General features: G+C 72.4%; 20 protein-coding genes. 7 read left to right on the plus strand and 13 right to left on the minus strand.

The genetic code is table 11. The annotated features are described in order from the left end of the window. Nucleotides 1-119 precede the first annotated feature (119 nt). Nucleotides 120-2,300 carry an MMPL family transporter gene (locus DFJ67_RS31365; RefSeq protein WP_116071700.1) on the plus strand — a complete coding sequence of 727 codons (2,181 nt, stop codon included), beginning with the start codon at nucleotides 120-122 and terminating at the stop codon, nucleotides 2,298-2,300. On the opposite strand, the gene DFJ67_RS31370 is transcribed toward DFJ67_RS31365, so the two are convergent. From DFJ67_RS31370 to DFJ67_RS31385, 3 genes are all read right to left on the minus strand, one after another. After that, nucleotides 2,287-3,975, minus strand: coding sequence for a caspase, EACC1-associated type (locus DFJ67_RS31370; protein ID WP_116071702.1), 1,689 nt, complete (start codon nucleotides 3,973-3,975; stop codon nucleotides 2,287-2,289). The genes DFJ67_RS31365 and DFJ67_RS31370 overlap by 14 nt on opposite strands. 70 nt (nucleotides 3,976-4,045) lie before the next feature. Beyond that, nucleotides 4,046-5,773, minus strand: a complete 1,728-nt coding sequence (locus DFJ67_RS42985; RefSeq protein ID WP_170216070.1) for a caspase, EACC1-associated type — start codon at nucleotides 5,771-5,773, stop codon at nucleotides 4,046-4,048. After that, entirely contained in the window at nucleotides 5,770-6,141 is a 372-nt protein-coding gene (locus tag DFJ67_RS31385) for a hypothetical protein (protein WP_116071704.1), read from the minus strand. Before DFJ67_RS31385 ends, DFJ67_RS42985 begins: the two co-directional genes overlap by 4 nt. 220 nt (nucleotides 6,142-6,361) lie before the next feature. On the opposite strand from DFJ67_RS31385, the gene DFJ67_RS31390 reads away from it, so the two are divergent. The 4 genes from DFJ67_RS31390 (at nucleotide 6,362) to DFJ67_RS31405 (ending at nucleotide 11,551) form a co-directional block, all read left to right on the plus strand. Further along, nucleotides 6,362-7,897, plus strand: coding sequence for a DHA2 family efflux MFS transporter permease subunit (locus DFJ67_RS31390; RefSeq protein WP_116071706.1), 1,536 nt, complete (start codon nucleotides 6,362-6,364; stop codon nucleotides 7,895-7,897). Between the two features lie 142 nt (nucleotides 7,898-8,039). Next, nucleotides 8,040-8,909, plus strand: coding sequence for an expansin EXLX1 family cellulose-binding protein (locus DFJ67_RS31395; RefSeq protein WP_239097516.1), 870 nt, complete (start codon nucleotides 8,040-8,042; stop codon nucleotides 8,907-8,909). Nucleotides 8,910-8,981: 72 nt separating this feature from the next. Beyond that, nucleotides 8,982-10,034 carry an LCP family protein gene (locus DFJ67_RS31400; protein WP_116071710.1) on the plus strand — a complete coding sequence of 351 codons (1,053 nt, stop codon included), beginning with the start codon at nucleotides 8,982-8,984 and terminating at the stop codon, nucleotides 10,032-10,034. 215 nt (nucleotides 10,035-10,249) lie between these two features. Continuing rightward, nucleotides 10,250-11,551 carry a sugar transferase gene (locus DFJ67_RS31405; protein WP_203784218.1) on the plus strand — a complete coding sequence of 434 codons (1,302 nt, stop codon included), beginning with the start codon at nucleotides 10,250-10,252 and terminating at the stop codon, nucleotides 11,549-11,551. 10 nt (nucleotides 11,552-11,561) lie between these two features. Here the strand turns inward: DFJ67_RS31405 and DFJ67_RS31410 are convergent, their stop codons facing one another. The 9 genes from DFJ67_RS31410 to DFJ67_RS31450 form a co-directional block, all read right to left on the minus strand. After that, complete coding sequence (locus DFJ67_RS31410; protein WP_116071714.1) at nucleotides 11,562-12,878, minus strand: DUF1501 domain-containing protein; 1,317 nt, start codon at nucleotides 12,876-12,878, stop codon at nucleotides 11,562-11,564. Continuing rightward, nucleotides 12,878-14,146, minus strand: coding sequence for a DUF1800 domain-containing protein (locus DFJ67_RS31415; RefSeq protein WP_116071716.1), 1,269 nt, complete (start codon nucleotides 14,144-14,146; stop codon nucleotides 12,878-12,880). The genes DFJ67_RS31410 and DFJ67_RS31415 overlap by 1 nt, the downstream gene beginning before the upstream one ends. Beyond that, complete coding sequence (locus tag DFJ67_RS43410; RefSeq protein WP_203784212.1) at nucleotides 14,146-15,318, minus strand: glycosyltransferase; 1,173 nt, start codon at nucleotides 15,316-15,318, stop codon at nucleotides 14,146-14,148. The genes DFJ67_RS31415 and DFJ67_RS43410 overlap by 1 nt, the downstream gene beginning before the upstream one ends. Further along, nucleotides 15,315-16,139: a glycosyltransferase family 2 protein gene (locus tag DFJ67_RS31425; protein ID WP_116071718.1), complete on the minus strand. Its 825-nt coding sequence runs from the start codon at nucleotides 16,137-16,139 to the stop codon at nucleotides 15,315-15,317. Before DFJ67_RS31425 ends, DFJ67_RS43410 begins: the two co-directional genes overlap by 4 nt. Further along, nucleotides 16,136-17,263 (minus strand): glycosyltransferase family 4 protein, encoded by a 1,128-nt coding sequence (locus tag DFJ67_RS31430; RefSeq protein ID WP_147315673.1) that lies wholly within the window; start codon nucleotides 17,261-17,263, stop codon nucleotides 16,136-16,138. Before DFJ67_RS31430 ends, DFJ67_RS31425 begins: the two co-directional genes overlap by 4 nt. Next, complete coding sequence (locus DFJ67_RS31435; RefSeq protein ID WP_116071722.1) at nucleotides 17,260-18,357, minus strand: polysaccharide pyruvyl transferase family protein; 1,098 nt, start codon at nucleotides 18,355-18,357, stop codon at nucleotides 17,260-17,262. The genes DFJ67_RS31430 and DFJ67_RS31435 overlap by 4 nt, the downstream gene beginning before the upstream one ends. Continuing rightward, nucleotides 18,354-19,748 carry a lipopolysaccharide biosynthesis protein gene (locus DFJ67_RS31440; protein ID WP_116071724.1) on the minus strand — a complete coding sequence of 465 codons (1,395 nt, stop codon included), beginning with the start codon at nucleotides 19,746-19,748 and terminating at the stop codon, nucleotides 18,354-18,356. The genes DFJ67_RS31435 and DFJ67_RS31440 overlap by 4 nt, the downstream gene beginning before the upstream one ends. Continuing rightward, nucleotides 19,738-21,009: an O-antigen ligase family protein gene (locus tag DFJ67_RS31445; protein WP_116071726.1), complete on the minus strand. Its 1,272-nt coding sequence runs from the start codon at nucleotides 21,007-21,009 to the stop codon at nucleotides 19,738-19,740. The genes DFJ67_RS31440 and DFJ67_RS31445 overlap by 11 nt, the downstream gene beginning before the upstream one ends. Nucleotides 21,010-21,093: 84 nt before the next feature. Further along, nucleotides 21,094-22,221, minus strand: a complete 1,128-nt coding sequence (locus DFJ67_RS31450) for a hypothetical protein (RefSeq protein WP_116071728.1) — start codon at nucleotides 22,219-22,221, stop codon at nucleotides 21,094-21,096. Nucleotides 22,222-22,416: 195 nt separating this feature from the next. On the opposite strand from DFJ67_RS31450, the gene DFJ67_RS31455 reads away from it, so the two are divergent. Together DFJ67_RS31455 and DFJ67_RS31460 are read left to right on the plus strand one after the other, a co-directional pair. Further along, nucleotides 22,417-22,986, plus strand: a complete 570-nt coding sequence (locus DFJ67_RS31455; RefSeq protein ID WP_116071730.1) for a septum formation family protein — start codon at nucleotides 22,417-22,419, stop codon at nucleotides 22,984-22,986. A gap of 39 nt (nucleotides 22,987-23,025) precedes the next feature. After that, complete coding sequence (locus DFJ67_RS31460; RefSeq protein WP_116071732.1) at nucleotides 23,026-23,397, plus strand: VOC family protein; 372 nt, start codon at nucleotides 23,026-23,028, stop codon at nucleotides 23,395-23,397. Here DFJ67_RS31460 and DFJ67_RS31465 read toward each other — a convergent pair. Beyond that, nucleotides 23,394-26,477: a discoidin domain-containing protein gene (locus DFJ67_RS31465; RefSeq protein ID WP_116071734.1), complete on the minus strand. Its 3,084-nt coding sequence runs from the start codon at nucleotides 26,475-26,477 to the stop codon at nucleotides 23,394-23,396. The genes DFJ67_RS31460 and DFJ67_RS31465 overlap by 4 nt on opposite strands. Nucleotides 26,478-26,645: the final 168 nt, after the last annotated feature.

Genomic DNA, 26,645 nt, shown 5'->3' on the forward strand with positions numbered 1-26,645 from the left:
GCTTTCTGGCGGGACAACGCGAATGGGACGTTCCTCACATCAGCCACAAGCTGGGAATGATTACTCAGCTTGGGCGGGCAGGGTCGGGCCACCTCGCTCCATCCCCCAGACGAGGAGACATGGCCACCCTTCTTTACCGCCTCGGCCGCGCGTCCTTCCAGCGCCGCCGCCTCGTCGTCGCCCTCTGGCTGGTCGTGCTCGTCGCCCTCGGCGGTGCCGCCGCCGCGTTCATGAAGCCCACCTCGAGCGACTTCACCATGCCGGGCACCGAGTCGCAGCGCGCGATCGACACCCTGGCCCGCGAGTTCCCCGCGGCCAGCGGCACGACCGGCACCATCGTGATCGCCGCGCCGGCCGGCCGCACGCTCGCGGACCCGGCCGCGCACGCCGCCGTCGCCGCCGTGGTGCAGGAGGCCGGCAAGCTGCCCGGCGTCGCCGGTGCGGTCGACCCCTACCAGGCCGGCGCGATCTCGCCGGACGGCCGGCACGCCCTGGTCCAGGTGCAGTTCCTGGCGCAGGACGACGCGGTCACCGACGTGCAGCGCGACGCGTACGCGCACACGGGGGCCGCCGCCGAACAGGCCGGGCTCCAGGTCGAGCACGGCGGCGAGGTGATGCACGATTCGCCGGGCATCGGTGGCACCGAGGGGATCGGTGTGCTCATCGCGCTGGTGGTCCTGGTGGTCACCCTCGGCTCCCTGGTCGCGGCCGGCATGACCATGCTGACGGCGCTGATCGGGGTCGGCGCGGGCATGGCCGGGCTCCTCGCGCTCAGCGGCGTCGTCGGGTTGACCAGCACCGCGCCGATCCTGGCGCTGATGCTCGGGCTCGCGGTCGGCATCGACTACTCGCTGTTCATCACGTCCCGCTACCGGCAGCATGTGCGCAACGGTGTCGATCCGCCGGACGCGGCGGGGCGGGCGCTCGGCACGGCCGGTTCCGCGGTGCTCTTCGCCGGCGGCACGGTGATCATCGCGCTGGCCGGGCTCGCGCTGGTCGGCATCCCGTTCCTGTCCGTGATGGGCCTCGCGGCCGCCGGCACGGTCGCGGTCGCCGTGCTGGTCGCGATCACCCTGCTCCCGGCGTTGCTCGGCTTCGCCGGCCGGCGGGTGCTGCCCCGCAAGGCGGTCACCCTCGACCAGGTGGTGACCCGCGAGCCGGCCGGCTTCCGCTGGGCCCGCCAGGTGATCCGGATGCGGGTGCCGCTGCTGATCGTCGGCGTGCTCGGCCTCGGCGCGCTCGCGCTGCCGGCGCTGGACATGCGACTCGCCCTGCCCGACGCGAGCACCGCGCCGGTGGGCAGCGAGACCCGCGCCGCCAACGACCTGATCACCGAGGGCTTCGGGCCCGGTTTCACCGGCCGCCTGGCGCTGGTCGTCAGCGGCGACAGCCCGGCGGCCACCACCGCCGCGGTGGCCGACGTGTCACAGCGCCTTTCGGGTACGGAGAACCTGCGAGCTGTCACGCCGCCGAACGTCAGCCAGGACGGGCGCACCGCCGTGGTCGGAGTGCTGCCGAAGACGGCGCCAACCGACCCGGCGACCGAGGCGCTGGTGCACGACATCCGCGCGAAGGCGCACGCGGTCAGGGGCGCCGACATCGCGTTGACCGGGCAGACCGCGGTCGGCATCGACGTGTCGGCGAAGTTGTCGAGCGCGCTGCCGACGTACCTCCTGCTGGTCGTCGGGTTGTCGGTCCTGCTGTTGGGGGTGGTCTTCCGGTCGGTGCTGGTGCCGATCAAGGCGGCGCTCGGGTTCCTGCTGACCGTCGGTGCCACGTTCGGCCTGACCACGCTGGTGTTCCAGCAGGGGCACCTGGCCGGGCTGGTCGGCCTCGACACCGCCGGGCCGCTGGTCAGCTTCCTGCCGATCCTGCTGATCGGCATCCTGTTCGGGCTGGCGATGGACTACGAGGTGTTCCTCGTGTCGCGGATGCGCGAGGACTTCGTGCACGGCGACACGCCGGTGCGCGCGACCGTCAACGGCATGGGCCACGGCGCCCGGGTGGTGACCGCGGCAGCGTTGATCATGACGGCCGTGTTCTCCGGGTTCATCCTGCTCGACGACCCGGTGATCAAGTCGATGGGCTTCGCGTTGGCGGTCGGCGTGTTGATCGACGCGTTCGTGGTGCGGCTGACGCTCGTACCCGCGGTGATGTCGCTGTTGGGTCGGTCCGCGTGGTGGTTGCCGCGCTGGCTCGACCGGATCCTGCCGGATGTCGACGTGGAGGGCGCGAAGCTGCGCCGGCGCCTGGATGCGGTCTCGCCCGCTCCCGAACTGGTTGACGTCACGAGTCGTTGAACGCCTCGCGCATCCGGGCGAAGAAGCCGCTCTGTGGTTCGCGCGGGGTGGCGCTGGCGCGGATCCGCAGGAGCCAGTCGCTGAGCTCGTCGGGCGAGGAGACGATGCCGTCGGCGCCGGACTTCTTGGCCCGGTTGCGGAGTTCGGGCGTGGTGCGCGAGGTGAAGAAGATCGCCGGGCCCGCGTAGCCGGCGGCCCGGAACCGGGTGAGGTCGTCGAAGCCGACCTCCTTCCCGTCGCGGCTGATGTCGGAGATGAGGGCGTCGAACCCCAACTCGCCGAGCAGCTGGACGGCCTGGTTGGTGGTCATGGCGGGGTAGGCGATCGCGCCCCGCGCGGTGAAGTTGCGCACGAGGAACTCGTTGCTGCCCGGGTTGTCGTCGATCCAGAGCAGCCGGATGCCGACGAGGTCCTGCCGCCCGCCGGCGGCGGTCGCCTGCTTGGCGATCTCGTCCGCCCGGCGTCGGGCGGCCAACACGATGCCGGCCGCGCGGTCTTCGAGGGCCCGGGCACGCGCTTCGGTGTCGGCCGCGGCTCGTTCCGCGTCGGCGCGGATGCGTTCCGCCTCGCGCCTGGCCTTCTCCAGGATCGCGCTCGCGCTCTCGCTCCCGGTCTCCTCGGCCGCGGCCGACGCCGCAGCCGCGGCGGTGACAGTGGCCGTCGACGTGGCCGTGGCCGCGGCCGTCGGTCGCTCGCCGAGCAACGCGCGGGCCTTGTTGCCGACGGTGGGCAGGTCGTCGTCGGCGATCCGGCGTAGCTCGGTGCGGGCGGCCAGGATCTGGGCGGGGTCACCGCCGGCGAGCCACTCGGCGAGCGTGTCGAGCGCGGCGGCGCGGATGCCCGGGCGGGGATGGTCGAGCAGGACCCGAAGATCGGCCTGGATCCGCGCGGGCGTGACGCGCATGCCGGCCGGGCTGCGGGCCAGGATGATGCGTCCTTCGGCGCCGAAAGACCAGCGTTGGGGCGTCTGGCCGGTGGCGGTGGCGGCCACCCGGTCGTGCGCGTAGGTGTAGGCCTCGTCGACCGAGACGAACCCGTCGTTGTCGGTGTCGGCAGCGCCGGTGCGCAGGCCGTCGACGAGCGCGGCGGTGAAGATCGACGGTTGCGGCGCGTCGGTGAGCGGGTCGCCCTCGAACGAGTACTCGGTGGCGCCGGACGCGGTCAGCACGACTGTGCCGCGGGCCTTGAGCTGCGATTCGAGGGCGGCTTCGTCGTCGCCTTTGGCACCCTGGGCGAAGGCGCCGCTGAAGCAGCAGTCGAGCACGACGACCTGTTGCCGGGCGCGGCAGTCGGTCATCCGGTCCATCAGCCAGGACGCCTCGACGCCGGTCGCCACCATCTTGGTCTTGACCGTGTCGGCGGCGGCGAACCACAGGCGGCGGCGGGCGTCGAGCAGCCCGTGACAGGACAGGTAGACCAGCGCCAGGTCGTCGCGCCCGCACGCGGCGGTGAAGTCGGCGATCGCACCGCGCACGTCACCGGCGGTCGCGTCGGTCAGCGACTGGACCTCGAAGCCGCCGGCATCGGCGAGCACCTCGCGCAACGCGGCCGCGTCATGGGCGGGAGAGCGCAACTGGCGCAGGGCCGCGTCGCGGTATTCGGTGGTGGCGACGATCAACGCCCGCCGCGGCCCGGCCGGCAACGGCGGCGCCACCCACTGCTGGCTCGCCGTCATGGCCGTGCGTCGAAGGGCCGGCTGGTCAGCACCGGGTCAGGGTACCGGTAACGCGGCCGACTCATGACGGTCAGAGCTTGGCGGCGACGCTGCTGAGCCACTGCTCGAGCTCTCGGGCGTTGCGGGCGATCCCGTCCATGCCGACGTGCGCGGCCGGATCCACCAGGTCGGCGCTGACGCTCTGCGTGAAGGCGATGATCCGTCCTTTGTAGCCGGATCCGCGGAGATCGTTGAGGCGCGACCAGCGAGGCAGTCCCCATCCGACGTTCCAGATGAGCGCGTTGATCGGGTATCGCTGAACGTCGCGGAGCGCGTCCGTGAGGTTGGCCGCCGTGCGCACGATCGCGCCGCGGTTCGTCCAGGTGTCGAAACCGAGCTCGTGGCCGAGCGGGGGTTCGCCGACCCAGAGCAGGGCGACACCGTCGAGGAGCGCCGACGTCTTCGCCGCGCGCTTGCGCGCGCTGGCGCTCCGGGACACCTCCGGTCGTTGCACCGCTGAGGCCGGGACTTCTCGCGCGGAGGGCTTGGCCGGCGACGGGCGCACGGTCTCGGCGGCTGCCGCCCGACGCTTGGCCCCCGCGACCAGCGCGTCGGCCTCTTTCCCGGCGTCCGCCAGGCGCTGGGTCGCCTCCGCCAGCAGCCCGGCCGCCTCCTGTCTCGCGGTTGCGATGATCTCGCCGGCCTCCTGCTTCGCGGCCGCGATGGTCTGGTCGGCCGCTTGTCTCGCCGCGACGGTGACCTCGTCCGTCGACACCCGAGCGGCCTCGACCAGGCGCGCTGTCTCCGCCTCGGCGGCGGCGAGGAGTTGCTCGCGCGTCGGCTCGCCCAGCAGCGTGCGGGCCTTGTCGCCGACGCGGGGAAGGTCGTCGTCGGCGATCCGGCGCAGTTCGGCGCGGGCCGCCAGCACCTGGCCGGGCTGGTCGCCGGTGAGCCATTCGCCGAGCGTGTCGACCCCGGCGGCACGGACCGCCGGAAACGGATGCTGGAGCAGGGCCTTGATGTCGGACGGTATCGGTGCCGCGGTGACCCGCATGCCGGTCGGGTTGCGGGCGAGGATGATCCGGCCCTCGGCGGCGTAGGACCAGCGTTGCGGTGTCTGGCCGGTGCCGGCCAGCCGGTCGCTGGCGAACGCGAAAGCGTCGTCGACCGAGATCAGGCCGTCGTTGTCGGTGTCGGCGGCACCGGTGCGCAGGCCCTCGACCAGCGCTGCGGTGAAGACGGACTGTTGCGGCGCGTCGGCGAGATGCTCGCCCTCGAACGAGTATTCGGTCGCGCCGGAAGCGGTGAGCACCACCGTGCCGCGCGGCTTGAGTTGCGACTCGAGCGCGGCCTCGTCGTCGCCCTTGGCGCCCTGGGCGAACGCGCCGCTGAAGCAGCAGTCCAGGACCACGACCTGTTGCCGGGCGCGGCAGTCGGCCATCCGGTCCATCAGCCAGGTCGCCTCGACACCCGTCGCCGCCATTTTCGCCTTCACCGTGTCGGCGGCGGCGAACCACAGCCGGCGGCGGGCGTCGAGCAACCCGTGACAGGACAAGTAGACCAGCGCGAGGTCGTCGCGGCCGCAGTCGGCGACGAAGTCGACGATCGCACCGCGCACGTCGCCGGCGCCGGGGTCGGCCAGCGCCGCCACCTCGAAGCCACCGGTTTCGGCCAGCACGCTCTGGAGCGCGGTCGCGTCGTGTGTGGGGGAGCGCAGCTTGCGCAACGCCGCGTCGGTGTAGTCGGCGACGGCGACGATCAGCGCCTTGCGCGGGCCGGCCGGCAGCGGCGGTGCCGCCCAGGACTCGCTCGGGGTCATGGCCGGGCGTCGTCGACCCGGGAAAGGTAGGCGGCGACCAGGGCGTCGCGTTGCTCGCGGGTGACCGGGCCGGTGAACGTCTGGCCGTCGATCTCGATCGTGACGTCGGAGGGTTGGCGGGACAGCCACGAGGTCAGGACCGCCAGCACGCCCTCCACCACGGACGGTGCGACGGCCAGCAGCAGGGCGCCGGCGGTGAGCACCTCGCCGGCCTTTGTGCCGTCTGGTGCCGGGCCGCCGGATGGGCGCTCGACCGAGTCGACGTCGAGGTCGAGCAACTCGTCGCGCAGGTCGCCGGTCATCCGGGCCAGCACGTCGTCGTCGACGTCGGCGGTGACATCGAGCCGGATCCGCAAACTGTCGGTCACCGCAACAGAGTAACGGTCGGAAGCGACAACCCGGACTCCATCCTCCGGTCGTATTGATGACGGCGAGTAAGGGGTCGTACCCGATCAATTGCGGATGCAGCCGGCGCGCAAAACGTGAGCACCGCCACGCAACGTGAAAATCACTTCGGGTCTCGCGCGGGGTTCTGGGACCATCGGTTCGCCTCGATTGGGGGCATCGATCCTGGGGGGATGATCGCGCGTGACTACGCAGGCCGCCGACGCGGCTGGGTCGGACAAGCTCGATAGTGGTGTGCTCAAAGTAGCCGGCGTCGTCGTGCTCGGCGCCATCATGTCGATCCTCGACATCACCGTCGTCAGCGTCGCGCTGCCGACGTTCCAGCGCGACTTCAACGCCACCTACGCGACCGTGGCGTGGACGATGACGGCCTACACGCTGGCCCTCGCGACCGTCATCCCGATCACCGGGTGGGCCGCCGACCGCTTCGGCACCAAGCGGCTCTATCTGCTGTCGCTGACGCTGTTCGTCGGTGGTTCGGTGCTGTGCAGCGTGGCCTGGGACATCGGCCCGCTGATCGTCTTCCGCGCACTCCAGGGCCTCGGCGGCGGCATGCTGATGCCGCTCGGCATGACCATCATGACCCGCGCCGCCGGCCCCGACCGGGTCGGCCGGGTAATGGCCGTGCTCGGCGTGCCGATGCTGCTCGGCCCCATCGGCGGCCCGATCCTCGGTGGCTGGCTGATCGAGGCCGCGGGCTGGCACTGGATCTTCCTGATCAACCTGCCGATCGGCGTCATCGCCTTCGTGCTCTCGCTGCGGATCCTCCCCAAGGACAAGCCGCAACCGTCGGAGTCGTTCGACTTCCTCGGCATGCTGCTGCTCTCGCCCGGCCTCGCGCTGTTCCTCTATGGCGTCTCGTCGGTCCCCGGTGAAGGCACCGTCGCGGCCGGCAAGGTGCTGATCCCGGCCCTGATCGGCCTGGCGCTGCTGGTCTCCTTCGTGCTGCACGCGCTGCGCAAGGAACACGCGCTGATCGACCTCGGGCTCTTCAAGAACCGCAACCTGACCATTTCGACGACCACCCTGAGCCTCTTCACGGTCGCGTTCATGGGCGCGATGCTGCTGCTGCCGAGCTACTTCCTGCAGGTACGCGGTGAGACCACCCTGCACGCCGGCCTGCTGATCGCACCGCAGGGCCTCGGCGCGATGCTGACCATGCCGATGGCCGGCCGGCTCACCGACCGGATCGGGCCGGGCAAGCTGGTCCTGCCGGGCATCGTGCTGATCGCCCTCGGCATGTCGGCGTTCACCCAGGTCACCGCCGACTCGTCCTACGTGCTGCTGCTCGGCGCGCTGTTCGTCAGCGGCCTCGGCATGGGCATGACGATGATGCCGATCATGTCGGCGGCCCTCGCGTCGCTGACCCACCAGCAGGTGGCGCGCGGCTCGACGATGATGAACATCATCCAGCAGACCGCCGGCTCGATCGGCACCGCGGTGATGTCGGTGATCCTGACCAACCAGGTGCTCAACAGCCCGGAGGCCACCGCCTACAGCGCCGTCACGCAGGGCCAGGTCCCCGCGAGCCAGGTGGCGCCGGCGGTGCTCGATCAGGGTCAGTCGTCGCTGGCCGACGCGTTCGGGCACACCTACACGATCGCGGTCGTGCTGTTGGCCCTCTGCCTGATCCCGGCGTTCTTCCTGCCCCGCAAGCGCATCGAGAAGGCCCCCGACGCGACCGACGAGGCGCTGCCGGTCGCGGTCGGCATGCACTGACGCGCGGCGGCCGGCTCACCCCGAAACCTGGGGTGAGCCGGCCGCCCTGCCCGGATGACCATGCGGAATGGGCCGGGTGGGCGACGGCCGGTGGCTGAACCCAACCTGACAGCGGCGCCGGATTGCGGCAGGATCGGTCGCCGTGACCTTTGGATGGCTGCGGCGCTGGTGGGTGATCGGCGCCGCGCTCGCGTTGGCCGCCGCTCTGACGGGCGCGTTCGCGTTGCGAGGTGCCGGGTCGGCGTGCGCGGCGGGGCGTGCGACCAGCGGAAAGGCCACCTTCTACACCGACATCGGTGGCAACTGCTCCTACCCGACCGCGCCCTCCGACGGGCTGTGGGTGGCGCTCGCGCCGGCCGAGTATGACAGCGGCGCCGCGTGCGGTGGCTATCTCGATGTCAAGGGTCCCGACGGCAGCGTGCGGGTCAAGGTCGTCGACCAGTGCCCACCGTGCGAGACCGGGCATATCGACCTGAGCCGCGAGGCGTTCGAGCGGATCGCCGACCCGGTGCTGGGCATCGTGCCGGTCAGCTACTCGACGGTGGCCAACCCGAAGACGCCGGCGATGAGCTTCCGGATCAAGGAGGGCGCGTCGGCCTACTGGTTTGCCGTCCTGGTCGACAACACCGGCAACGCGCTGCGCAAGGTCGAGGCCAAGGGCCCGGGCGGCAGTTACCGCGCCGCGCACCAGGAGGACTACAACTACTGGCTGATCGACAGTGGGATCGGCTCCGGGCCCTTCAGCATCCGGGTCACCGACGTGCGCGGCCGGTCGGTCACCGCGACCGGCATCACCATGTCACCGGGCAAGACCCAGACTCCAGGGGTACGCCTCGGCGGCGGTGGCACCGGCGTACCCGAAAAGAAGAAGGTCTCCCCGAAACCGACCCCCAAACCGACCCCGTCCGCGTCGCCGACGCCCACCGTCGCTCCATCCGCGACGGTCGCGGCCGAGCCCACGGGCGTGGTCGTCGGCGCGGCCGAAGCGCGCCTCGGTAGCCGCTGCGACTGACGTGGCGCGGTTCACTATGGACGGGGCAATCCAGGGCGATACGGTTTCACATCTCTGCGTACGATCAGCCCCATGGCTGGACCGGAACTCATCGACGCCGATCAGACGCAAACCACCCCGCCCGCGTCTGATCCACCGTCCCCGCAGAAGCGCAAGCGCCGCAAACTTCGGCTGTTTCTGCTGATCACCGGCCTGGTGCTGGTCGTCCTCGCCGGTGGCGGAGCACTGGCCGCCACGCTCTACGTGCGCGGTGTCGAGAAGAGCATCGACAAGGTCGACGCGTTCACCGAGGTGCCGACCCAGCAGCGGCCCGAGAAGGTCGTCGCCGACGCGATGAACATCCTGCTGCTCGGCAGCGACTCGCGCGATCCCGACAACACCGAGGGCTCCCGCAGCGACACGATCATCCTGCTGCACCTGCCGGCCGACCGGTCCAGCGCGCAGCTGATCTCGATCCCCCGCGACACCTGGGTGCACGTGCCCAAATCGAAGAACGGGCAGCACGGCAACCGCGACGCGAAGATCAACGCCTCGTTCGCGTGGGGCGGGCTGCCGCTGATGGTGCAGAGCGTCGAAGAGTTCACCAAGGTTCGCATCGACCACGTGACGCTGATCGACTTCGCCGGCTTCCAGGAGATCGTCGACGCGCTCGACGGCATCGACGTCAACGTCGACCAGAACTTCACCTCGCACCACCCGCCCTACCGCAAGTTCACCAAGGGCACGATGCACATGGACGGCACGGTCGCGCTCGACTTCGCGCGGCAGCGCAAGCAACTCGTCGACGGTGACTTCGGCCGGATCCGCCACCAGCAGGACGTGATCAGGGCGATCCTCGACAAGGCGGCGTCAGGTGGTCTGCTGACCAACCCGGGCAAGCTCAACAGCTTCCTCAAGGCGACCGCCAACGCGGTGGCGGTCGACAAGACCATGTCCATCGTCGACCTCGCGCCGCAGCTGCGCCACCTGCGCAGCGGCAACCTGACCTTCCTGACCACGCCCACGAAGGGCACCGGCATGGTCGGCAGCGAGAGCGTCGTGTTCGCCGACCCGGCAAAGGCGAAGCCGCTCTACGACGCCGTGCGGCGCGACTCGGTGCGAGACATCCTGGCCAACGCCAAATAACAGACGATCAGACGGGGGTACGCGGGATGGAAACGCACTCGCCGCCGGGGCTCGACCCTGCCGTCGAGACGGGGGCCACGCCGCGGGTGCCGGCACCGCGCCCGGCCAGTGAGCCCAGGACGGACGCGGAGCCGTGGGACTCCGCGGTCTCGACGGCGGTGCTGCCCTATGTCGGCTCGGCCGCCTCGACCCGCACCCGGGCGCTGCGGGCCTGGATGCTCACAGCACCCGTCGACCTCGCCCTGTTGCTGGCGCCGTTGCTCTGGACGGTCCAATACTGGCGCGGCACGCTGACCTTCGCGGCGCTGACCATCCTCTTCTTCGCGGTCGGCGGGCTCTACTCGGCCCGGCGGCACATCAGCATCCTCGACGAGCTGCCGATCCTGATCGGTCGCCTCCTGGCCAGTGGCGCGGTGGTCGCGATCGTCGCGGCACTGCGGCACGAGTCGGTCTACTACGTGACCGGCTTCGTCCGCGGGCTCGCGCTGGCGGCCGCGCTGGTGCTGGCCGGCCGGGTCGTCTCGCGGGTGCTGACCGTGCTGGCCCGGCGGCGGCGCTGGGTCGAGCACAACACGGTCATCGTCGGCAGTGGTCCGATCGCCGTCGAGCTGGCCCGCCTGTTGCGCCGCGACCCGCGCTACGGCCTGCGGTTCGCCGGCCACGTCGACGAGCGGCCCCGGCCCGGTGGGCCGCCGCTGCTCGGCACCCTCGACGGCCTGGAGACCGCGATCAGGCTCGCCGAGTGTGACGTGCTGATCCTGGCCCACCCGGAGTGTCCTGAGGCGACGCTGATGGAGATCCTGCGCCAGCCGGCCGCGTCGGCCTGCGACCTGTGGGCGGTGCCGCGGTTGTGGGGTTCGCGCTCGCAGGGCGGCGGCATGGCCGACCACATCGGCGCGATCCCGGTCGTGCACGTCCGGCACACCACGCTGTCCGGCCCGCGGTGGTGGGTCAAGCGCGGTTCCGACATCGTGGTCGCGGTGATCGGGCTGATCCTGCTCAGCCCGCTGATGCTGGTGTGCGCGATCGCGGTCTTCGCCGAGGGTGGCCGCGGAGTGCTGTTCCGGCAGGAGCGCATCGGCCACCGCGGCCACACCTTCGAAGTGCTCAAGTTCCGCTCGATGCGCCCCGCCGACGACGCCGAGTCGCAGACGACCTGGTCGATCGCGGGCGACCAACGGGTCGGCCCGGTCGGCCGCTTCCTGCGCCGCACCTCCCTCGACGAACTGCCCCAGCTCTGGAACATCCTGCGCGGCGACATGACCGTCGTCGGCCCGCGCCCGGAGCGCCCGCACTTCGTGGCCAAGTTCTCCGCGGAGCACCCGGAATACGCGATGCGCCACCGGGTCCCGGCCGGCCTGACCGGCCTGGCGCAGGTCAGCGGCCTACGCGGCGACGTGCCGATCTCCGACCGGGCCAGGTTCGACAACTACTACATCGAAAACTGGTCGCTCTGGCTCGACGCCAAGGTGATGCTCCGCACCGTCGGCGAGGTGTTCCGGGGCGGCGGTCGCTGACCCGCGGCGGTCACGCCGCGGGAAAGATCGGCAGCAGCGTGGGCTGGTAGCCGTCGAGATAGCGGGCCGGCTCGGCGGCGAGCACCGTGGCCAGCGCCGAGCCCAGCACGTCGCGGAAATCCGTCGTCCACTTCAGATCTCCGTCGTCGAGATCCTTGAGGCTGGGCTGCTCACCGTAAAGGCCGCCGGCCACCTGCGGGCCGAGCACGAACACCGGCCCGGCCGTGCCGTGGTCGGTGCCGTCGGAGGCGTTGGCCCGCACCCGCCGACCGAACTCGCTGTAGACCAGGACCGAGACCTTCTGGCCCGCCGGTGACGCGGCCATCCGGTCGACGAACGACGCCAGCGCCGTGTCGAGCTCGCGCAGCAGCATCTCGTGCCCGGCCCGCTCCTCGGCGTGCGTGTCGAAACCGCCGAGGCTGACCGAGTAGACCGAGGTCGGCACGCCGGCCTCGACGCAGCGGGCGACCAACGCGAGCTGCGCGCCCAGCGAGCTCGCGCCGCCGGTCGCGGTGCCCGGCAGGTGCTCGGCCTCCGCCGTCGGGGAACTGCTCGACGACGACGCGTCGCGGACCATGGTGTCCATCTTGACCAGATCGGCGTAGGAGACGGCGGCACGCGCCTGCAAGGCCGACTCGCCGGCCTGGGGTTGCCCGAGTGCGCCGATCATGCCGCTGGTCAGCCCGGACGGCAGCGTGAGCCCGCCGACGCTGATGCACGCGCCGGAGCGGGTTTCGCCGACCAGCAGGGGCGGCAACACCGATTCGAAGCTGACCGCGGCCTCGACCGGCGCGGCCGTGCCGTCGAGCCAGCGCCCGACCCACCCGGTGCGGACCGGGCGCAGCGGGTTGGCGGTCTGCCAGATGTCCATCGACCGGAAGTGGCTGCGGTCCGGCCGGGCGTAGCCGACGCCGGCGACGACCGCGAGCCGCTTGCTCTGCCAGAGCCGGTGCAGGCTGGGCAGCATCGGGTTGAGCGCCAGCGCGGTGTCGAGCGGCAGCACCCGCTCCGGTTTGTAGGCCAGCTCCGGGCGGGCCTTGTAGTAGGCCGGGTCGGCGTAGGGGATGACGGTGTTGAGCCCGTCGTTGCCGCCGTAGAGCGTGACGACGACCAGCTTGGACCGGGTCTTGGCCTCCTCCCGGCTGGCCGGCGTCGACGTGGACAGCAGTTCGCCGATGCCGAAGCCGGCGGCGCCGGCGGCGAGCGCGCTGGCGCCGATCACGCCGGACGCACGCAGGAAGCGGCGCCGGCTCATCGAGTCGAGCAACGGGTCGTCCGGCCCGGGAAGCCGCTGGGGTAGCCGCGGAAGGCGGGGTAGGCGGGCCATCACGTCACCAGGTATTCCGGGCTGACCAGCCCCAGCGTCAGCAGCCGGCGGACGTCGCTCACGCCCTTGAGCGCCGTGTAGGTGCGGTCGGTCCAGGTCTCGACGCCGAGCAGGCCGGCCAGCGACTCCGGCGTCAGCGCGCCGACCTGCACCATGCTCGCGAGCCGGTCGGCGACGCCGACCCGCACCTGGGCGGTGCCGGGCGTGAGCCACGATCCGCCGGAAGGCCAACCCCCGACGCTGGGCGGCGCGAACGGCACCTGGCCGAGGCGGTCGAGGCTGTAGAGCACCTTCTGCAGCGTCTCCTCGTCCCAGTTGCCGGGCCGCAGACCGAGCTGTCGGGCCGCGCCGACGAGCCACTCGACCGGCTGTTTGACCTGCTTGCCGGCGCTGGCCTGGAACGCGTCGTCGAGGAAGAGCGCGGCCAGCATCGCGGCCGGGTCAGGGAACTTCGCCGCCACCGCCGCACTCGTCGCGGCCGGGATCGGCTCCTCGGAGGCGCCGTAGCGATGCCAAAGCCGGGCCGCGATGAACCGCGGGCACTCGTCGCGGCCGAGCAGGAAGTCGACCAGCGAGTCGGCGTCGAACGCCCGGCTCACGCCGAGGATCGTCTTGCGGCGGGGGTCGTGCGCGGTGCTCGACAGGCGGGCCCGGACGTCGTCGTATTCGATCTTCCAGCCGGTGAGCGCCCGGCCGGCCTCTTTGACGTCACGCTCGGTGTAGCTGCCGATGCCCAGCAGGAACAGCTCCATCAGCTCGCGGCCCAGGTTTTCGTTGGCCGCCTGCCGGTCGTTGAGCTGCCCGTCGAGCCAGTAGATCAGCGCCGGGTCGCGGACCATCGCGTGTGCCATGGCCCGGAAGTCTTCGCTTTCCCGCAACGTGCGGTGCTGGCGCAGCATCAGCGTCGGGCGGATCACCTTGCGGATCGAGGTGGCCCAGTGCCCGTGCCAGAACCAGATCAGCTTCTCCCGCGCCTGGTGGTCGGCGGCGGTGAGCCGGTCGAGCCACCAGCGGGTGAGCTGCGCGGTCTGCTCCTCGCGGGCCCGGTCGGCGCGCGCCCGCTGCTGCGCCGACGGGTTGGTCAGCCCGCTGTAGGGGTCGCGGGGCAGCGACGGTATCGGGGTCGCGGACGCACCGACATCGGGCGCGGCCGGTTGGAACAGGGCCTTCACCGTCGCCTCGTAGCCGGCGCCTTTCGCCGCGGCCAGCTCGGCTGCGGTCGGGCCGAAACCGGCGCGCCGCAACAAAAGCGCCACCCCGCCGGACATCACGTCAATGTATGCGATGACGGGGCGGGGCGGGAACCGGGCCCGGACAGTGTGGAATAAGGCACGGCGAGCTGGGCCCGCACCGCGGCCCGGCCGTGGTGCGCGACCACCCACTCGCGACCCGCGTCGGCGAGGTGCCTGGCCAGCGCCGGCGTGGTCAGCACCTCGGCCACCGCGGCGACCCAGCCGGCCGGCGTCTGCGCGACCCGCACGTGTTCGCCGTCGCGCACGCCGGCCCGGTCGGCGACGGTCGGCGTGGTCACCGTCGGCACCCCGGCCGACAGGGCCTGGATCAGCTTGAGCTGCACGCCGGTGCCGCGGAAGATCGGCGCGATCGCGACCGTCGCGCGGGCGTAGTAGGGCTCGACGTCGGGCACGTCGGCGTGCACGGTGACCCCGTCGCCGGCCCGCGCCATGATCGAGGCGGGCGGCTCGGAGCCGACGATGGTCAGCCGCGCGTCGGGCACCGCCGCCCGGATGCCGGGCCAGCACTCGTCGAGGAACCAGCGCAGCCCGACGACGTTGGCCTCGTAGCTGAGCCGCCCGACGAAGAGCACCTCCGGCGAACCGTCCGGCTCGGCCGCCCGGCGCGGGAAGTCGCAGGGGCTGCGCACGACGTAGGTGCCGGGACGGTCGTCGCCGGGCGCGGAGACGATGATCGGCACCCGACGGTCGACCAGGTCGTCCTCGCGCGCCCGCATCCGGCGCTGTTCGACCCGGCCGAGCCCGCGCCAGAGCGGATTCGGGCCGGTCGCGGCGAGTTGGGCGTAGTACTCACTGCGGAACTCGTCGAGGTCGATCACCACCGGGGTGTCGCCACACGCCTCTACCAGGTGTGCGGTGCGGAACACGTTGAGGTGCACGGCGTCCGGCCGCCAGTCCGCCAACGTGCTGTGCAGCGCCGCTCGCAGGCCCCGCGGGTCCGCGTACCCGGTCTGTAGCGACTGGCCGGCGACCAGCGACCGCGCGCTGCGGGCGAGCCGGGCCCACCGGGGGTTCGCGACCAGCACGGGGTCGGCGACCGGCAGTTTGCCGGCGAGCGCGACCTCGGCGGCGTCGTGCACCAGGCCGAGGAAGCGCACCTCGTGCTCCTCGGCCAGCAACTCGAGGATGGTGTGGCTGCGCGGCCGCACGCCGGCCGGAATCCAGGGCGCGACGAACAGGATCTTCATCCGGGGAACCTCCGCAGGGCGCGGGCGGCCAGCCGCTCGGTCCGGCCGCCGTGCAGTCCGAAGTAGACGGTCATGCCGTCGCGGTAGACGCGTCGCTTGCCGACCGCGGCCGTGCTGGTGCTCTCCCGGTGATCGGCGACGCTGCCGCCGACGGCGCCGACCGGCCACCCGGCCGCGCGCAGCCGGACGCACAGGTCGACGTCTTCGAAGTAGAGGAAGAAGCGCTCGTCGAAGCCGCCGACCGCGCGGAACGCCGCGCCACGGACCAGCATGCAGAACCCGGATACCCAGTCGACCGTGCGGGTTTCCGCGCTCGGCGCGACGTCGAGGTAGGAGAGCATCGGCACCGCCCGGCGTAGTGTCGCCGACCCGGCCAGCCGCCGCTTGACGCCCGCGGGCACGGCCTCGTCGAGGCGCAGCGCCGCGATCCACTCCTTCGTCATCGACGGCGCCGACCCGCCCGACACACCGAAACCGCCGTCGGGGTAGCGCATCCGCGGCGCCACCGCGCCGAAACCGCCGTCGAGCGCCGCGACCAGCGTCGCGAAGTCGTCGGGCGCGATCCGGGCGTCCGGGTTGAACAGCAGGTAGGCGTCGGCATCGGGTGCGCTCGCGGCCGCCGCGTTGACGCCGGCGCCGAAGCCGTCGTTGGCCCGGCGCAGCACGTGCGGCGTGTAGCACGCCGCCACCGCGGCACTGTCGTCGGTGGACGCGTTGTCGGCGACCACGATCCGGTCCAGCGGCAGGCCAGCCAGGCTGCCCAGGCTTGCCGGCAGGTCGCGGGCCGAGTTGTGCGCGACGACCAGCGCGGCGACCCTCATCGCCCGGCCGCCGTGGCGTAGGCGTCGAGATAGCCGGCGACCGTGTCGTCCCAACGGAACCGCGCGGCCACGTGCGCGCGCCCGGCGGCACCCCGGATGGCGGCACCCGGCGGATCGGTGAGCACGGCGTCGACGTGTGCGGCGAGTTCGTCCGCGGTGGCGCCGACGTAGAGCGGGCCGCCGACCGCCGCGGCCGGCGCCGGCGAGGTGATCACCGGCAGCCCGAGCGCCATCGCGTGCAACACCTTGAGCAGGACCCCACCGCCCAGGACCGATGGCACCAGCGCGGCGTGCGAGGCGCGCAGTTCGGCTGCCAGGTCCGGCACGGTGCCGGTGACGGTCACCCGCGGGCCGGCCAGCGCCGTCACCGCCGGGCTGGGCCGGGCCCCGACGATCCGCAGCTCCGCCGCCGGGTGGGCGAGCCAGACCAGCGGCATGACCCGCTCGACCAGGTGCGCGGCGACCAGCGCGTTGGCCCGCCGCCACATCGCACCGCAGAACACCAGCCGGGGCGGCGCATCCGGGACCGGCGGGCGCCACGGCTCAGCCGGCACGTCGATGCCGGGCGGGGCGAGCACCACCCGCGGGTTGTCGGCCGCGACCGTGTCGCGGTCGGTGGGCGAGAGGGTGACCACGGCGCCGGCCGCGCGGATCGCCGCGCGCTCGAACCGCCGGGTCCTGGCCAGCTCGGCCAGCCGGTAGGCGCGGGCCGGGCCGGACGCCGCCCGGACCGACTCGGCCATCACGTCGGTGGTGATGTCGTGCAGCCCCAGCACGGTATGCGGCACCCGCCCGACCACCTCGGCGGTTTGCAGGTATTCGGCGTGCACCACGTCCGGCCGCAGCCGGGCGATCAGCCCGATCACGTCGCGGGTGGCCTGCCGGGGCCAGGCCTGCCGCAGCCAGCCGGGCTTCGCGCCCAGCCGGTCGGTGGCCCGGCCCGAAGGCGTCGCGCCGGGCAACAGCGTGTAGCCCTGGTGCTCGGCGGCCCGCGTCACCTGCGGCGAGTAGACGAACAGGTCGGTCTTCGCCGCCAGCCGGGGCACGAGCTTGACCACCGTGTCGACGGCCGCGTGGTCGTGGTCGAGGTGTGGCGCGAACGGCGACAGCAGCAGCACCCTCACCCGGCCACCACCCCGGCGACGAACGCCTTCGCGACCGCGCCCTGCTCGGCGAGCCGCTTCGCCGCCACCGCGAACGTGTCCGCGTCGTCGACGGCGGCGCGGGCCGTGCGGTGCAGGGTGCCCGCGTCGACGCCGGTGCCGACGACGTAGCGCTCGAGGCCGAGGTCGACGAACGCGTCGTGGACCTTCCGCTCGTAGGCGATCGCCACCGTCGGCACGCCCATCGCGACCGCGAGCAGCACCGCGTGCAGGCGCACGCCGAGCACCAGTCGGTGCGCACCGAGCCGGCGCAGCCAGTCGTCGAGGGCGGGCCCGAACGGACCGCCACCCTCCAGCGGGTTGGCCACCGCGTCGGCGAGGTCGGGCAGCGCGCGGGCGTGCACGGCGTCGTCCTCGCCCTGCGCGCCCCGCCCGTACGCCATCGGCAGGAACGCCCCGGACCAGCCGTCGGTGGCGAGCGCGCCGGTCGCGCCCGAGAGCGCGGCCAGCAGCGGCCCTTCGACGGCCGGGGCGAGCGGGCGCATCGAGACCGCGAACCGGTCGCCGGTGACCGCAGGCCGGTCCGGAAGGGCCAGCGTGTAGGCGAGGTCGCCGATCACCCGTGCCGACCGGCCGAAGTAGCCGGCGCTGCGCGCGTCGCGGACCCCGACCGAGGCGCAGCCCGCGCCGATCACCCGGAGCAGGCGGCGGCCGGCGACCGTGCCGCCCTCGCGCACCCCGGCACCCGCCACGGCGACCGGTGTGCCGGCGAGCCGGGCCATCGCGACGATCCGGGCGAACATCGGCAGCGTGCCCGGCCACGGCAGATTGGGGGAGCGCTCCTGGAAGACCGTGCCCGGGCCGAGTAGCAGCAGGTCACACCCGCGCAGGGCGCGGGTCACCACGCCCTGCCGGTTGGCGGAGCCCTTCGCGCGCAGTGTCGGCAGGTGGATCGCGTCGACGCCGTGCAGGGCCGTCACCCGCGCCGGTTCGGGGCAGAGCACGACGAAGCTCGCGGCGGGTGCGGCCGCGCGTGCGCTGCCCATCAACGCGTGCAGCAGCAGTTCGTCGCCGAGGTTGTCGGAGCCGAACCAACCGGCGATGCCGATCCTCATCGCACCTCCGCGGGAGTGAGGATGCGGGCACCGCGCCCGCGCAGTGCCTGCCCGGCGGCCAGCACCAAGAGCAGAGCGCCGGTCGCCAGCACCGCCGGTGTCTGCCCGAACCTGCCGACACCGACCAGCACCGCCGCCGCGGCGGCGACCATGCCGACACCGGCCAGCACCGGGCGGACCAGGCCGCGGTCGCGGATGAACCAGAGCATCGACGTCGCCACGATCAGCTCGGTGAGCACGGTGGACCAGGCCGCGCCGGCCGAGCCGTAGCGGCCGTCGAGGAGCAGGTTGAGCAGCAGGTTGCCGCCGATGCTGTAGACCAGCACGAGCAGCCGGCCACCGGCGCGTCCTTCGGCGAGCAGGATCGCCGACAGGCCGTAGTTGGCGAACCGCAGCGCCAGGAACAGGCCGAGCACCGCGCTGAGCGCGACGACGTCGGGCGCCGATCCGAACAGGATGGTCACGCCGAGGGGGAGGGCGATGAACAGCGCGCCGGCGGCGAGGTTTCCGGCAAGCCGGAAGAATCGGTAGATGGTGAGCGGCTCGGCGGCGTCGCCGGCCAGGCCCCGGCGTGCCGCGTACGCCAGCGCGCCCACGCCCATCGAGGCGGCGACCTGCACCGCGGGCCCGACGATGCTGGCGGCCGAGACGTAGGAGCCGACCTCGGCCGCGGTGACGAACAGGGCGAGCACGAACACGTCGCCCCGGAAGTAGATGAGCCCGAGCAGGTCGGCGGCGAAGTAGGGCAGCGAGGCGCGCAGCCGCGTCCGCACGTCGACCCGGGCCGGGCGGACCCGCCAGGCGCCGGTCGCCAGCAGCGCCACCACCGAACGCAGCCCGGCGGCGGCCAACACCAGCACGGCGGCGCGGTCCAGGGTGAGCCCGCCCCGGGTGGCGGCGACCGCGCAGGCGGCGACCAGCAGGGCTCCGGTACCCCCGTTGACGGCGGCCTCCCGCCAGGCCCGGCGGGTGCCGCGGACCAGCACCCAGCCTGTCTCGTTCCACTGCTCGAGCAGGCTCGCCGCGAAGAACAACAGGAACGCGCCGCGCAGGGCGGGGGAGACGGCGACGCTGGTGATCGGCCACGCGGCCAGCACGGCGAGGCCGAGCAGGGCCAACCGGCCGGCGTGCAGTCGGGCCACCTCGTCGGGCGCGATCTGACCGGCGGCGGCCTCGCGGGTGAGGTGGGTGACCAGGCCGAAGGAGAGCGCGGCCGCGGTGAACGAGGCGCTGAGCGTGGCCAGGCCGTAGTAGCCGACCGCCTCGGCACCGGCGCCGCGGGCCAGCAGCGCCATCACCACCAGGGTGGTCAGCCGGCTGGCGATGCTGGAGAGGCCGAGCAGTCCGGACGCGACCGTCAGCGACGGGCGGCGCGCGGTGTCAGCGGTCATCGGAGCGCAGCCAGCCGCCGAAGAAGCCCACCACGAGCAGGAACAGCAGCAGGTAGGGCCCCTGCATCAGGCCCCACCCGGTCATCCCGATCAGCAGGATGCCGGGGGTCGCGCTGACCAGCACCCGCGCCGGCAGGTCGGCGCCGCGACTTCGCCAGGCCCGGACCGCGGCCAGCACGAGCACCGCACACACCGGCGCCCAGAACAGCAGCGCGCCGGCGATGCCGGTCTCGGCCGCGGTGAGCAGGAACATGTTGTGCACGGGCACGCCGGTCTGGGTGAGCCGGTCGGTCTCGCCGACCACGTCGACGTAGCCGTTGGGGCCGACGCCGGCCCACGGGTGGTCGCCGATCGCGTCGAACGCGACGGCGGCGACGTGGCCGCGGGCACCGCCGCCCGGATCCGAGGCGAAGCGAGCGATCAACCAGGGCAACGACAGCGCGCCCAGGGCCGCGGTCATGCCGACCACGGCGAGTTGGCGTCGCTGCCAGCGGCCGGCGGCGATCGACTCCAGCAGCACGCAGCCGGCGACCAGCGCCACCACGGCGACCAGCACGGTGCGGCTCTGGGTGAGCCAGACGCCGACGAACACCGCGCCGAGCGTCAGCCAGGTCGCCCACCGTTGCCAGCGGCTGTGCTGCGGCAGGGCGAGGACCGCCAGGCCGCAGAAGAACAGCACTTTGGACAGCTCGCCGGGGTGTGCGGTCAGGCCGGTCGCGCGGCCGAGCACGTCGAGGGCCTGCGCGCCCTCGACCCGGCGCAGCGGGAGGCCGACCGCGGCGAGCCCGACCGCGAGCAGTTGCAGCCAGGCGACGCCGGCGAGGGCCCAGCACAGCGGTGCGCGCAGCCGGCCGGCCGCCGCGCCGACCGCGAACGCGGCGATGCCCATGACGAAGGCGATCAGCCCGGAGACGGTCAGCGCGGACCGCGGCCAGGCCCACAGGCCGAGCGCGGCCAGCCAGACCACGAAGGGGGCGAACAGCAGCAGCGCGCGGCCGACAGCGCGGGGCGCGCGCCAGGCGAACACGGCGACCGCGGCCGCCACCCCGACCGTGTAGGTGTGGACGGTCGGGCGCAGGTTGGCGATGCCGGAGTAGATCGGGCTGTCGGCCGGCAACAGCGCGATCGGGCCGACCGCGACAGTGGCCACGAGCAGGCCGATCGCGAGTGGCGGCCAGGGATCGCGCAGCCAGGCCCGCAGGTCGTCGGCCTGCTCGCCGGCCGGCGCCGCGACGTGCGCCTGCGAAGTGCCGGACGGCATGACGAACTCCCGAGCCCCGTGGAACGCGAGCCTGCCTCGCGCGGAGCGAGTCTGCCACAGGGGTCGATGCCCCGATGGCACCGGTCAGAACTTCGTCGAATCGCGTACGCCGTTGGCGACCCGCCGGATGTCGTCGACCCAGTTGGGCGGCGCGGTCATCCGCAGGACGAGCTGCCGGTCGATGGCGCTGCCCGGGGTGCTGGCCCAGTAGCCGATGACGACGAGCCCGTAGCGGTCGGCGCCGTCGAGGGTCAGCGTCTCGGCGAGCGTCGCGTTGGCGCCGGCGTAGCGCCACTGGGCGCCCCACGCCTCCTCGACCTTGCGGAGTTCGTCGCGATGCGCCTCGTCGCACACCGGGGTGCAGGCGCGAACGGTGAGCTCGCCGCCGATCTGCCCGTTGTCGGTGTTGCGGCCACAGTTGTAACGGGCGTTGCCCGGGCTGACCGCGGCCGCGACGCACTCCCAGCGGGCGGGCAGGGTCAGCGTGAAGCCGAGACCGTCGAGGTTGACCGGACGGACCGGGTTGGTCGGCCCGAACACCGGCCACTTGTTGGGCCAGTCGCCCGGCCGCGGCGGTTCGAGGCCCGGGTGCACGGGCTCGGTCGTCGGCTGCGACGCGGCGACCGTGCCGCCCGTGCTGGGCGTCGGGTCGGGATCGCCGCCGCCGCCGTTGACGACCGCGAACACGACACCGCCGGCGGCCAGCAGGAGGACCACGCCGACGGCGATGCCCACCAGCAGCCCGCGCGGCCGGCGCTTCTTCGGGGTCGACGGCACGATCCGCCGGCCCGGCGAGGAGAACGGGTCGGGCCCGGCGTCGAACGGCGTGGCCGGCTCGACCTGGTAGGGAGCCGGGCTGGTGATCTCCGGCGGCTCGTCGTCGTAGGAGACCTCCTTCGGCGCGTCGGACCGGTAGTCGCGGCCGAGCGCGATGAACACGCGCTCGGCGCCCGGGTCCTGCTCGCCCGGGTAGGCCACCCACGGCTCGGTCGTGGTGAAGTCGGCCTGGAGAAACCCGGTGCGCTGCTCGGGCTCGGTCGACACGGTGGTGCTGGCGGCGAAGGCGTCTCGCCATTGCTGGTCGGCGGCGACCGCCTCGTTGAGCACCGCGACGGTGACCTGATGCTCGAAGTCGTCGACGGCCAGCCAGACCGTGCCGATGTCGCAGGTGCCCAATCGCCCGATCACGCGATAGGGAATCTCCGGCCGCATGTGTCCACCCTCCCCGGTAACCGCAAGGATGCTAACGGCCCAGGACCGCACCGGGAGATCCGCCGGGACCTCCACGGCCGGTTTGCGGCGGAGTGCGGGAAATCGCACCGTTGACCGATCGGTTGTCGCCCCGGCCGCATTGTTGATCTATTTAGATGATCCACTAGCCGTCGGGGGCGCCTAGGGTCGGCGCTCGTGAGCGATCCGACACCGAGCATGTTCGACCCCACCCCGCCGCCGCGTCGCGGTCTGGCCCGCTGGCGGCGTGGCGGCAACGCCGACGGCGACGACCTGGTGAGCGGCCCGTCGGTCAGCTCGGCGCGGGTGGCCCTCGGCGTGCTTGTCGGCGTCGTCCTGCTCGGGTGCGGGTTCCTGTTCTGGCACGGCGAAGACGAGATCAAGGCCGACCGCGACCGGGCCGAGGTCATCGAACTGAGCCGCGGCCAGTGTGTCAACGAGTTCAACGACCGCGCCCTGATCGGCAAGGTGATGGTCGTCGACTGTGCTCAGCCACACGAGGCCGAGGTGTTCGCGACGCTGCGGATGCGGGAGTGGTCGGAGTATCCGCACCTGGACGAGATCGACCAGGAGATCTCACCGCAATGTTTCGACGCGTTCGAGGACTACGCGCCCGGCTTCGTCGACGACGAGCACATCGAGATCAACTACCTCTATCCCGACATCCTCGCCTGGGGGGCGGGCGACCGCGGTGTCACCTGCCTGGCGGGCGACCCGGCGAACAAGCGCAGCGGGTCGCTGCACTGAGCGCTTGCGCGCGTCCGGTGTGGCTGGTGAGCTGGGCACATGACTGTCGGTGCGGTTTCGCAGATCCACGTCAGTGTCAGCGATCTCGAGCGGTCCGTGCGGTTCTACCGGGATGTGCTCGGGGTGCCGTTCCTGTTCGACGTGCCGGGCCAGTCGATGGCGTTCTTCCAGAGCGGCGACGTCCGGCTCTACCTCGGCGTGCCCGAGTCCGAGGCGTTCGCCAGCCGGGTGACGCTCTACTTCGACGTCGTCGACCTCGTCGCCGAGCGGGAGCGGCTCGTCGAGGAAGGGGTCAGGTTCCTCGACGAGCCGCATGTGGTGCACCGCGACGATCAGGGCGAGCTGTGGATGAGCTTCTTCCGCGACCCTGACGGCCACAATCTCGCGATCACGGAAACGAAGAAGCCCTAGAAGCCGCTCCTTCCGGCTCCGTACTGGTAGAGCGGGTTACCCGTCGGCGTCGGCTGCTGGCCGGCGTCGATCTGGGACCGCAGCGTCGTGCGCTGTGCCGCGGTGGCGCCCAGGTCGTAGGGCAGGTCCCAGGCCTCGGTGGCGTCGGCCAGCACATCCGTGCCGCCGGGTCGCAGCACGTCGGCCAGGCTGCGCGGCAACTGCCAGGGCAGCTTGCCCGTTGGTGCGTAGTCACCGAAGAGCAGGCTGGCCAGGGCCGGACCCATCTCCTCGCCGCCGCGGTAGGTGACGACGATCGCGTTGGCCTGGTCGTGCCAGTCGGTGATCACGTAGGGGCGCGGCATGACCAGTGCGACCACCACCGGGATGCCCCGGGCGCGGAAGTTCTGGATCAGCGCCACCTGGTCCGGCGGCAGGTAGGGCTGCTCCTTCACCCACTGGGTCGCGTGCGTGTAGGAGCCCTCGCCGACCGCGACGATCGCCACCTTGGGTGACGGCGCGTCACCGCTGACCACGTTGACCCCGGCCTGCGCACCCCGGGCCTGGATGGCCTGGAGCATCGTCTGCGACCCGTACTCCTGGTGGAAGTAGCTCGTCCAGATGCAGCAGGCGGAGGTGTCGGTGGCCCGCGGGCCGGCGACCACGACGGTGTCCCCGGCGTTCAGCCGAAGCGGCAGCACCGCGCCGTCGTTCTTGAGCAGGGTCATCGCCTCGCGTGAGGCCTGGTTGGCCAGCGCGGTGTAGGCCGGCGTGTGCATCCGGTAGGGACCGTTGGCGGGATCGCCGTAGGGGTTCTCGAAGAGGCCGAGCTGGAACTTGATCCGCAGCACCCGGCGGACGGCGTCGTCGATCCGGGCCGCCGGCACGCCGGCCGTGAAGCCCGCGATGGTGAAGCCGACCGCGCCGGGGTCGGCGCCGCCCATCACGTCGGAGCCGGCCTTCGCCGCGCCGATCCAGGAGCCCGAGGGCAGCCAGTCGGTCGTGATCAGACCTTGATAACCCAGATTCTGCCGGAGGTACGCGAGAATCGGCGCGCTGTCACCGGCACCAGGGCCACCGGGGTCCAGTAGGGACGAACCGGCGTACCCAGGCATGATGTTGACCGCACCCGCCTCCATCGCGGCCCGGAACGGGATCATGTGGTATTTGATCGTGACCCCGTCGTAGACGATCAGGGCCTCGCCGCCGGCGCCCTCGCCCGGCCAGTGCTTGACGGTCGCGAGCACCGAGCGCGGGTTGAGCTCGGGCCCACCCTGCAACCCGGCCACCAGCGCCCGCACCTGTGCCGCGGCGACAACAGCGTTCTCGCCGTTGCCCTCCTGGATGCGCGGGTAGAGCACCTTCGTGCCGACCTCGGCGAGCGGGCCGAGCACCCCGCGGGTGCCGACCTCGAGTTGCTCCCGGCGCTGCATGTCGCCGAGCTTGTAGTCGAGCGCGTAGTCCTTCGCCGCGGCCAGGGCGCTCTGGGTCGGGTACGTGGTCTGGTAGCCGTGGATCGTGTCGCCGGCCGAGACGAACGGGATGCCCAGCCGGGTGCCGGCCGAAGCCAGCAGGGTGTTGTGCAGGTCCTGCGCGCCGGCCGGGCCGAAGTGCCAGCCCGAGCGCGGGAAGGCCTGCGCGTTGTAGAACATCTGGTAGGCCTTCTCCTCGGCCGTCATCCGGCCCATGAGGTCGTTGACCCGCGTCTCGACCGGCTGGCGCCAGTCCTCATACGGCGAGATCGTGCCGTTGCGGTCGAGATCGCGGGCCCCGGCGACGATGTTGATCCCGTCGGCGACCGTCTCCAGGGTCGGCACGTAGACGCTGAAGCGGCGGATCGCCGAGGTGCTGGTCGCGCCCGAGCCCGGCACCGCCACCACATACCACTTGTAGGTCCACCGGTCGGCCAGGTCCCAGCTCGGCGTGTAGGACGTGCCGGTCGGCTCGGCGACCTTCGTGTAGAGGTCGATCAGGTTGCCGGTCGCCGCGAAGTCGTAGTCGGTCCGGCTCACGTTGATCCAGACCTGGTAGCGGACCGCGCCACCGACCGCCGCCCAGGACAGGGCCGGACGGCGGGTGGTGGTGACCATGGCCGCGTCGGCCGGCGCGTTCAGCGCGAACTGGCCGGTGGTCGCCGGAGGCCGGGTCGGCCCGGAGAGCAGCGGCGGGGTGCTTGCGCTCGTGTCCACCGTGCCGAAGACCTGGAACTCCCAGAGCGAGTAGCCGTAGCCGGTGGCCCGGGCCGTGCCGTAGAGGCGCAGGTAACGGCCGGTGCCGGCGACCGCGAGCCGTTCGATGCCGCCGCGGCCGGCCGCCGTGGTGTAGATCGGCGTCCACCCCACCCCGTCGTTCGAGGTTTCCAGGCGATAGGCGCTGGCGTACGCGGACTCCCAGTTGAGCACCACCTGGTTGATGGTCGCGACGCCGCCGAAGTCGATGCTCATCCACTGTGGATCGGCGAATTGGCTCGACCAGCGGGTGGTGGTGCGCCCGTCGACCGCCGCGCCGGGCGCGTTGCCGCCCTCGAACGACGACGCGTTGACCGGCTTGAACGCGGAGATCGGGGTGCCCGTTGGCGGCGGCGGATCGGTGGGGCCACCACCGCCTCCGATCGTCCCGAAGACCCGGAACTCCCAGAGCGAGTAGCCGTAGCCGGTGGTCCGGGCGGTGCCGTACATCCGGACGTAGCGCCCTGAGCCGGACACCGCGAGGGTCTGCGTGCCACCGGCGCCGGTGGTGGTCGAGTAGATCGTGGTCCACGGCCCGCCGGCCGCGGCGGCGACCTGGATCTGGAACGCCCGCGCGGCGGCGGTCTCCCAGACCAGCTCGACCTGGTCGACCGCGGCGGTGCCGCCCAGGTCGACCTGGAGCCATTGTGGATCGGTGAAGGCGCTCGACCAGCGGGTGCCGGCGTTGCCGTCGACGGCGGCCGAGGCGGCGGTGCCGGCGTTCTCCGCCGACGAGGCGGTGGCCGTCTTGCCCTGCGAGATCAACGGCCCGGCGGCCGCGGCGGGTGACGAGACGGCGGCGGAGCCGCCGGCGACGAGCAGCGTGAGGATCGCGCCGGCGACGAGCAGCCGGCGACGGGGTGGTGCGGGCATCTGGCACTCCAATACGGGGACGGACGATTTGGAGAGCGCTCTCCCACAGCTTCGCGGTCACCCGGCACGGAGTCAAGGACACGAATATCCGCCGTAGTCGAATTGGTTCTTGACAAGCTCGCCCGGCGGGACGAATGTCTCCGCGTGAGAGCGCTCTCTCACCCTGCT

Source organism: Asanoa ferruginea (genome assembly GCF_003387075.1).
Classification (GTDB): domain Bacteria; phylum Actinomycetota; class Actinomycetes; order Mycobacteriales; family Micromonosporaceae; genus Asanoa; species Asanoa ferruginea.

Excerpts from the sequence above, each read along its gene's own strand:
- DFJ67_RS31365 (WP_116071700.1), top strand. The coding sequence starts at position 120 with ATGGCCACCCTTCTTTACCGCCTCGGCCGCGCGTCCTTCCAGCGCCGC.
- DFJ67_RS31370 (WP_116071702.1), bottom strand. The coding sequence starts at position 3,975 with ATGACGGCGAGCCAGCAGTGGGTGGCGCCGCCGTTGCCGGCCGGGCCG.
- DFJ67_RS42985 (WP_170216070.1), bottom strand. The coding sequence starts at position 5,773 with ATGACCCCGAGCGAGTCCTGGGCGGCACCGCCGCTGCCGGCCGGCCCG.
- DFJ67_RS31400 (WP_116071710.1), top strand. The coding sequence starts at position 8,982 with ATGGCTGGACCGGAACTCATCGACGCCGATCAGACGCAAACCACCCCG.
- DFJ67_RS31405 (WP_203784218.1), top strand. The coding sequence starts at position 10,250 with ATGCTCACAGCACCCGTCGACCTCGCCCTGTTGCTGGCGCCGTTGCTC.
- DFJ67_RS31410 (WP_116071714.1), bottom strand. The coding sequence starts at position 12,878 with ATGGCCCGCCTACCCCGCCTTCCGCGGCTACCCCAGCGGCTTCCCGGG.
- DFJ67_RS31415 (WP_116071716.1), bottom strand. The coding sequence starts at position 14,146 with ATGTCCGGCGGGGTGGCGCTTTTGTTGCGGCGCGCCGGTTTCGGCCCG.
- DFJ67_RS43410 (WP_203784212.1), bottom strand. The coding sequence starts at position 15,318 with ATGAAGATCCTGTTCGTCGCGCCCTGGATTCCGGCCGGCGTGCGGCCG.
- DFJ67_RS31425 (WP_116071718.1), bottom strand. The coding sequence starts at position 16,139 with ATGAGGGTCGCCGCGCTGGTCGTCGCGCACAACTCGGCCCGCGACCTG.
- DFJ67_RS31435 (WP_116071722.1), bottom strand. The coding sequence starts at position 18,357 with ATGAGGATCGGCATCGCCGGTTGGTTCGGCTCCGACAACCTCGGCGAC.
- DFJ67_RS31440 (WP_116071724.1), bottom strand. The coding sequence starts at position 19,748 with ATGACCGCTGACACCGCGCGCCGCCCGTCGCTGACGGTCGCGTCCGGA.
- DFJ67_RS31445 (WP_116071726.1), bottom strand. The coding sequence starts at position 21,009 with ATGCCGTCCGGCACTTCGCAGGCGCACGTCGCGGCGCCGGCCGGCGAG.
- DFJ67_RS31450 (WP_116071728.1), bottom strand. The coding sequence starts at position 22,221 with ATGCGGCCGGAGATTCCCTATCGCGTGATCGGGCGATTGGGCACCTGC.
- DFJ67_RS31460 (WP_116071732.1), top strand. The coding sequence starts at position 23,026 with ATGACTGTCGGTGCGGTTTCGCAGATCCACGTCAGTGTCAGCGATCTC.
- DFJ67_RS31465 (WP_116071734.1), bottom strand. The coding sequence starts at position 26,477 with ATGCCCGCACCACCCCGTCGCCGGCTGCTCGTCGCCGGCGCGATCCTC.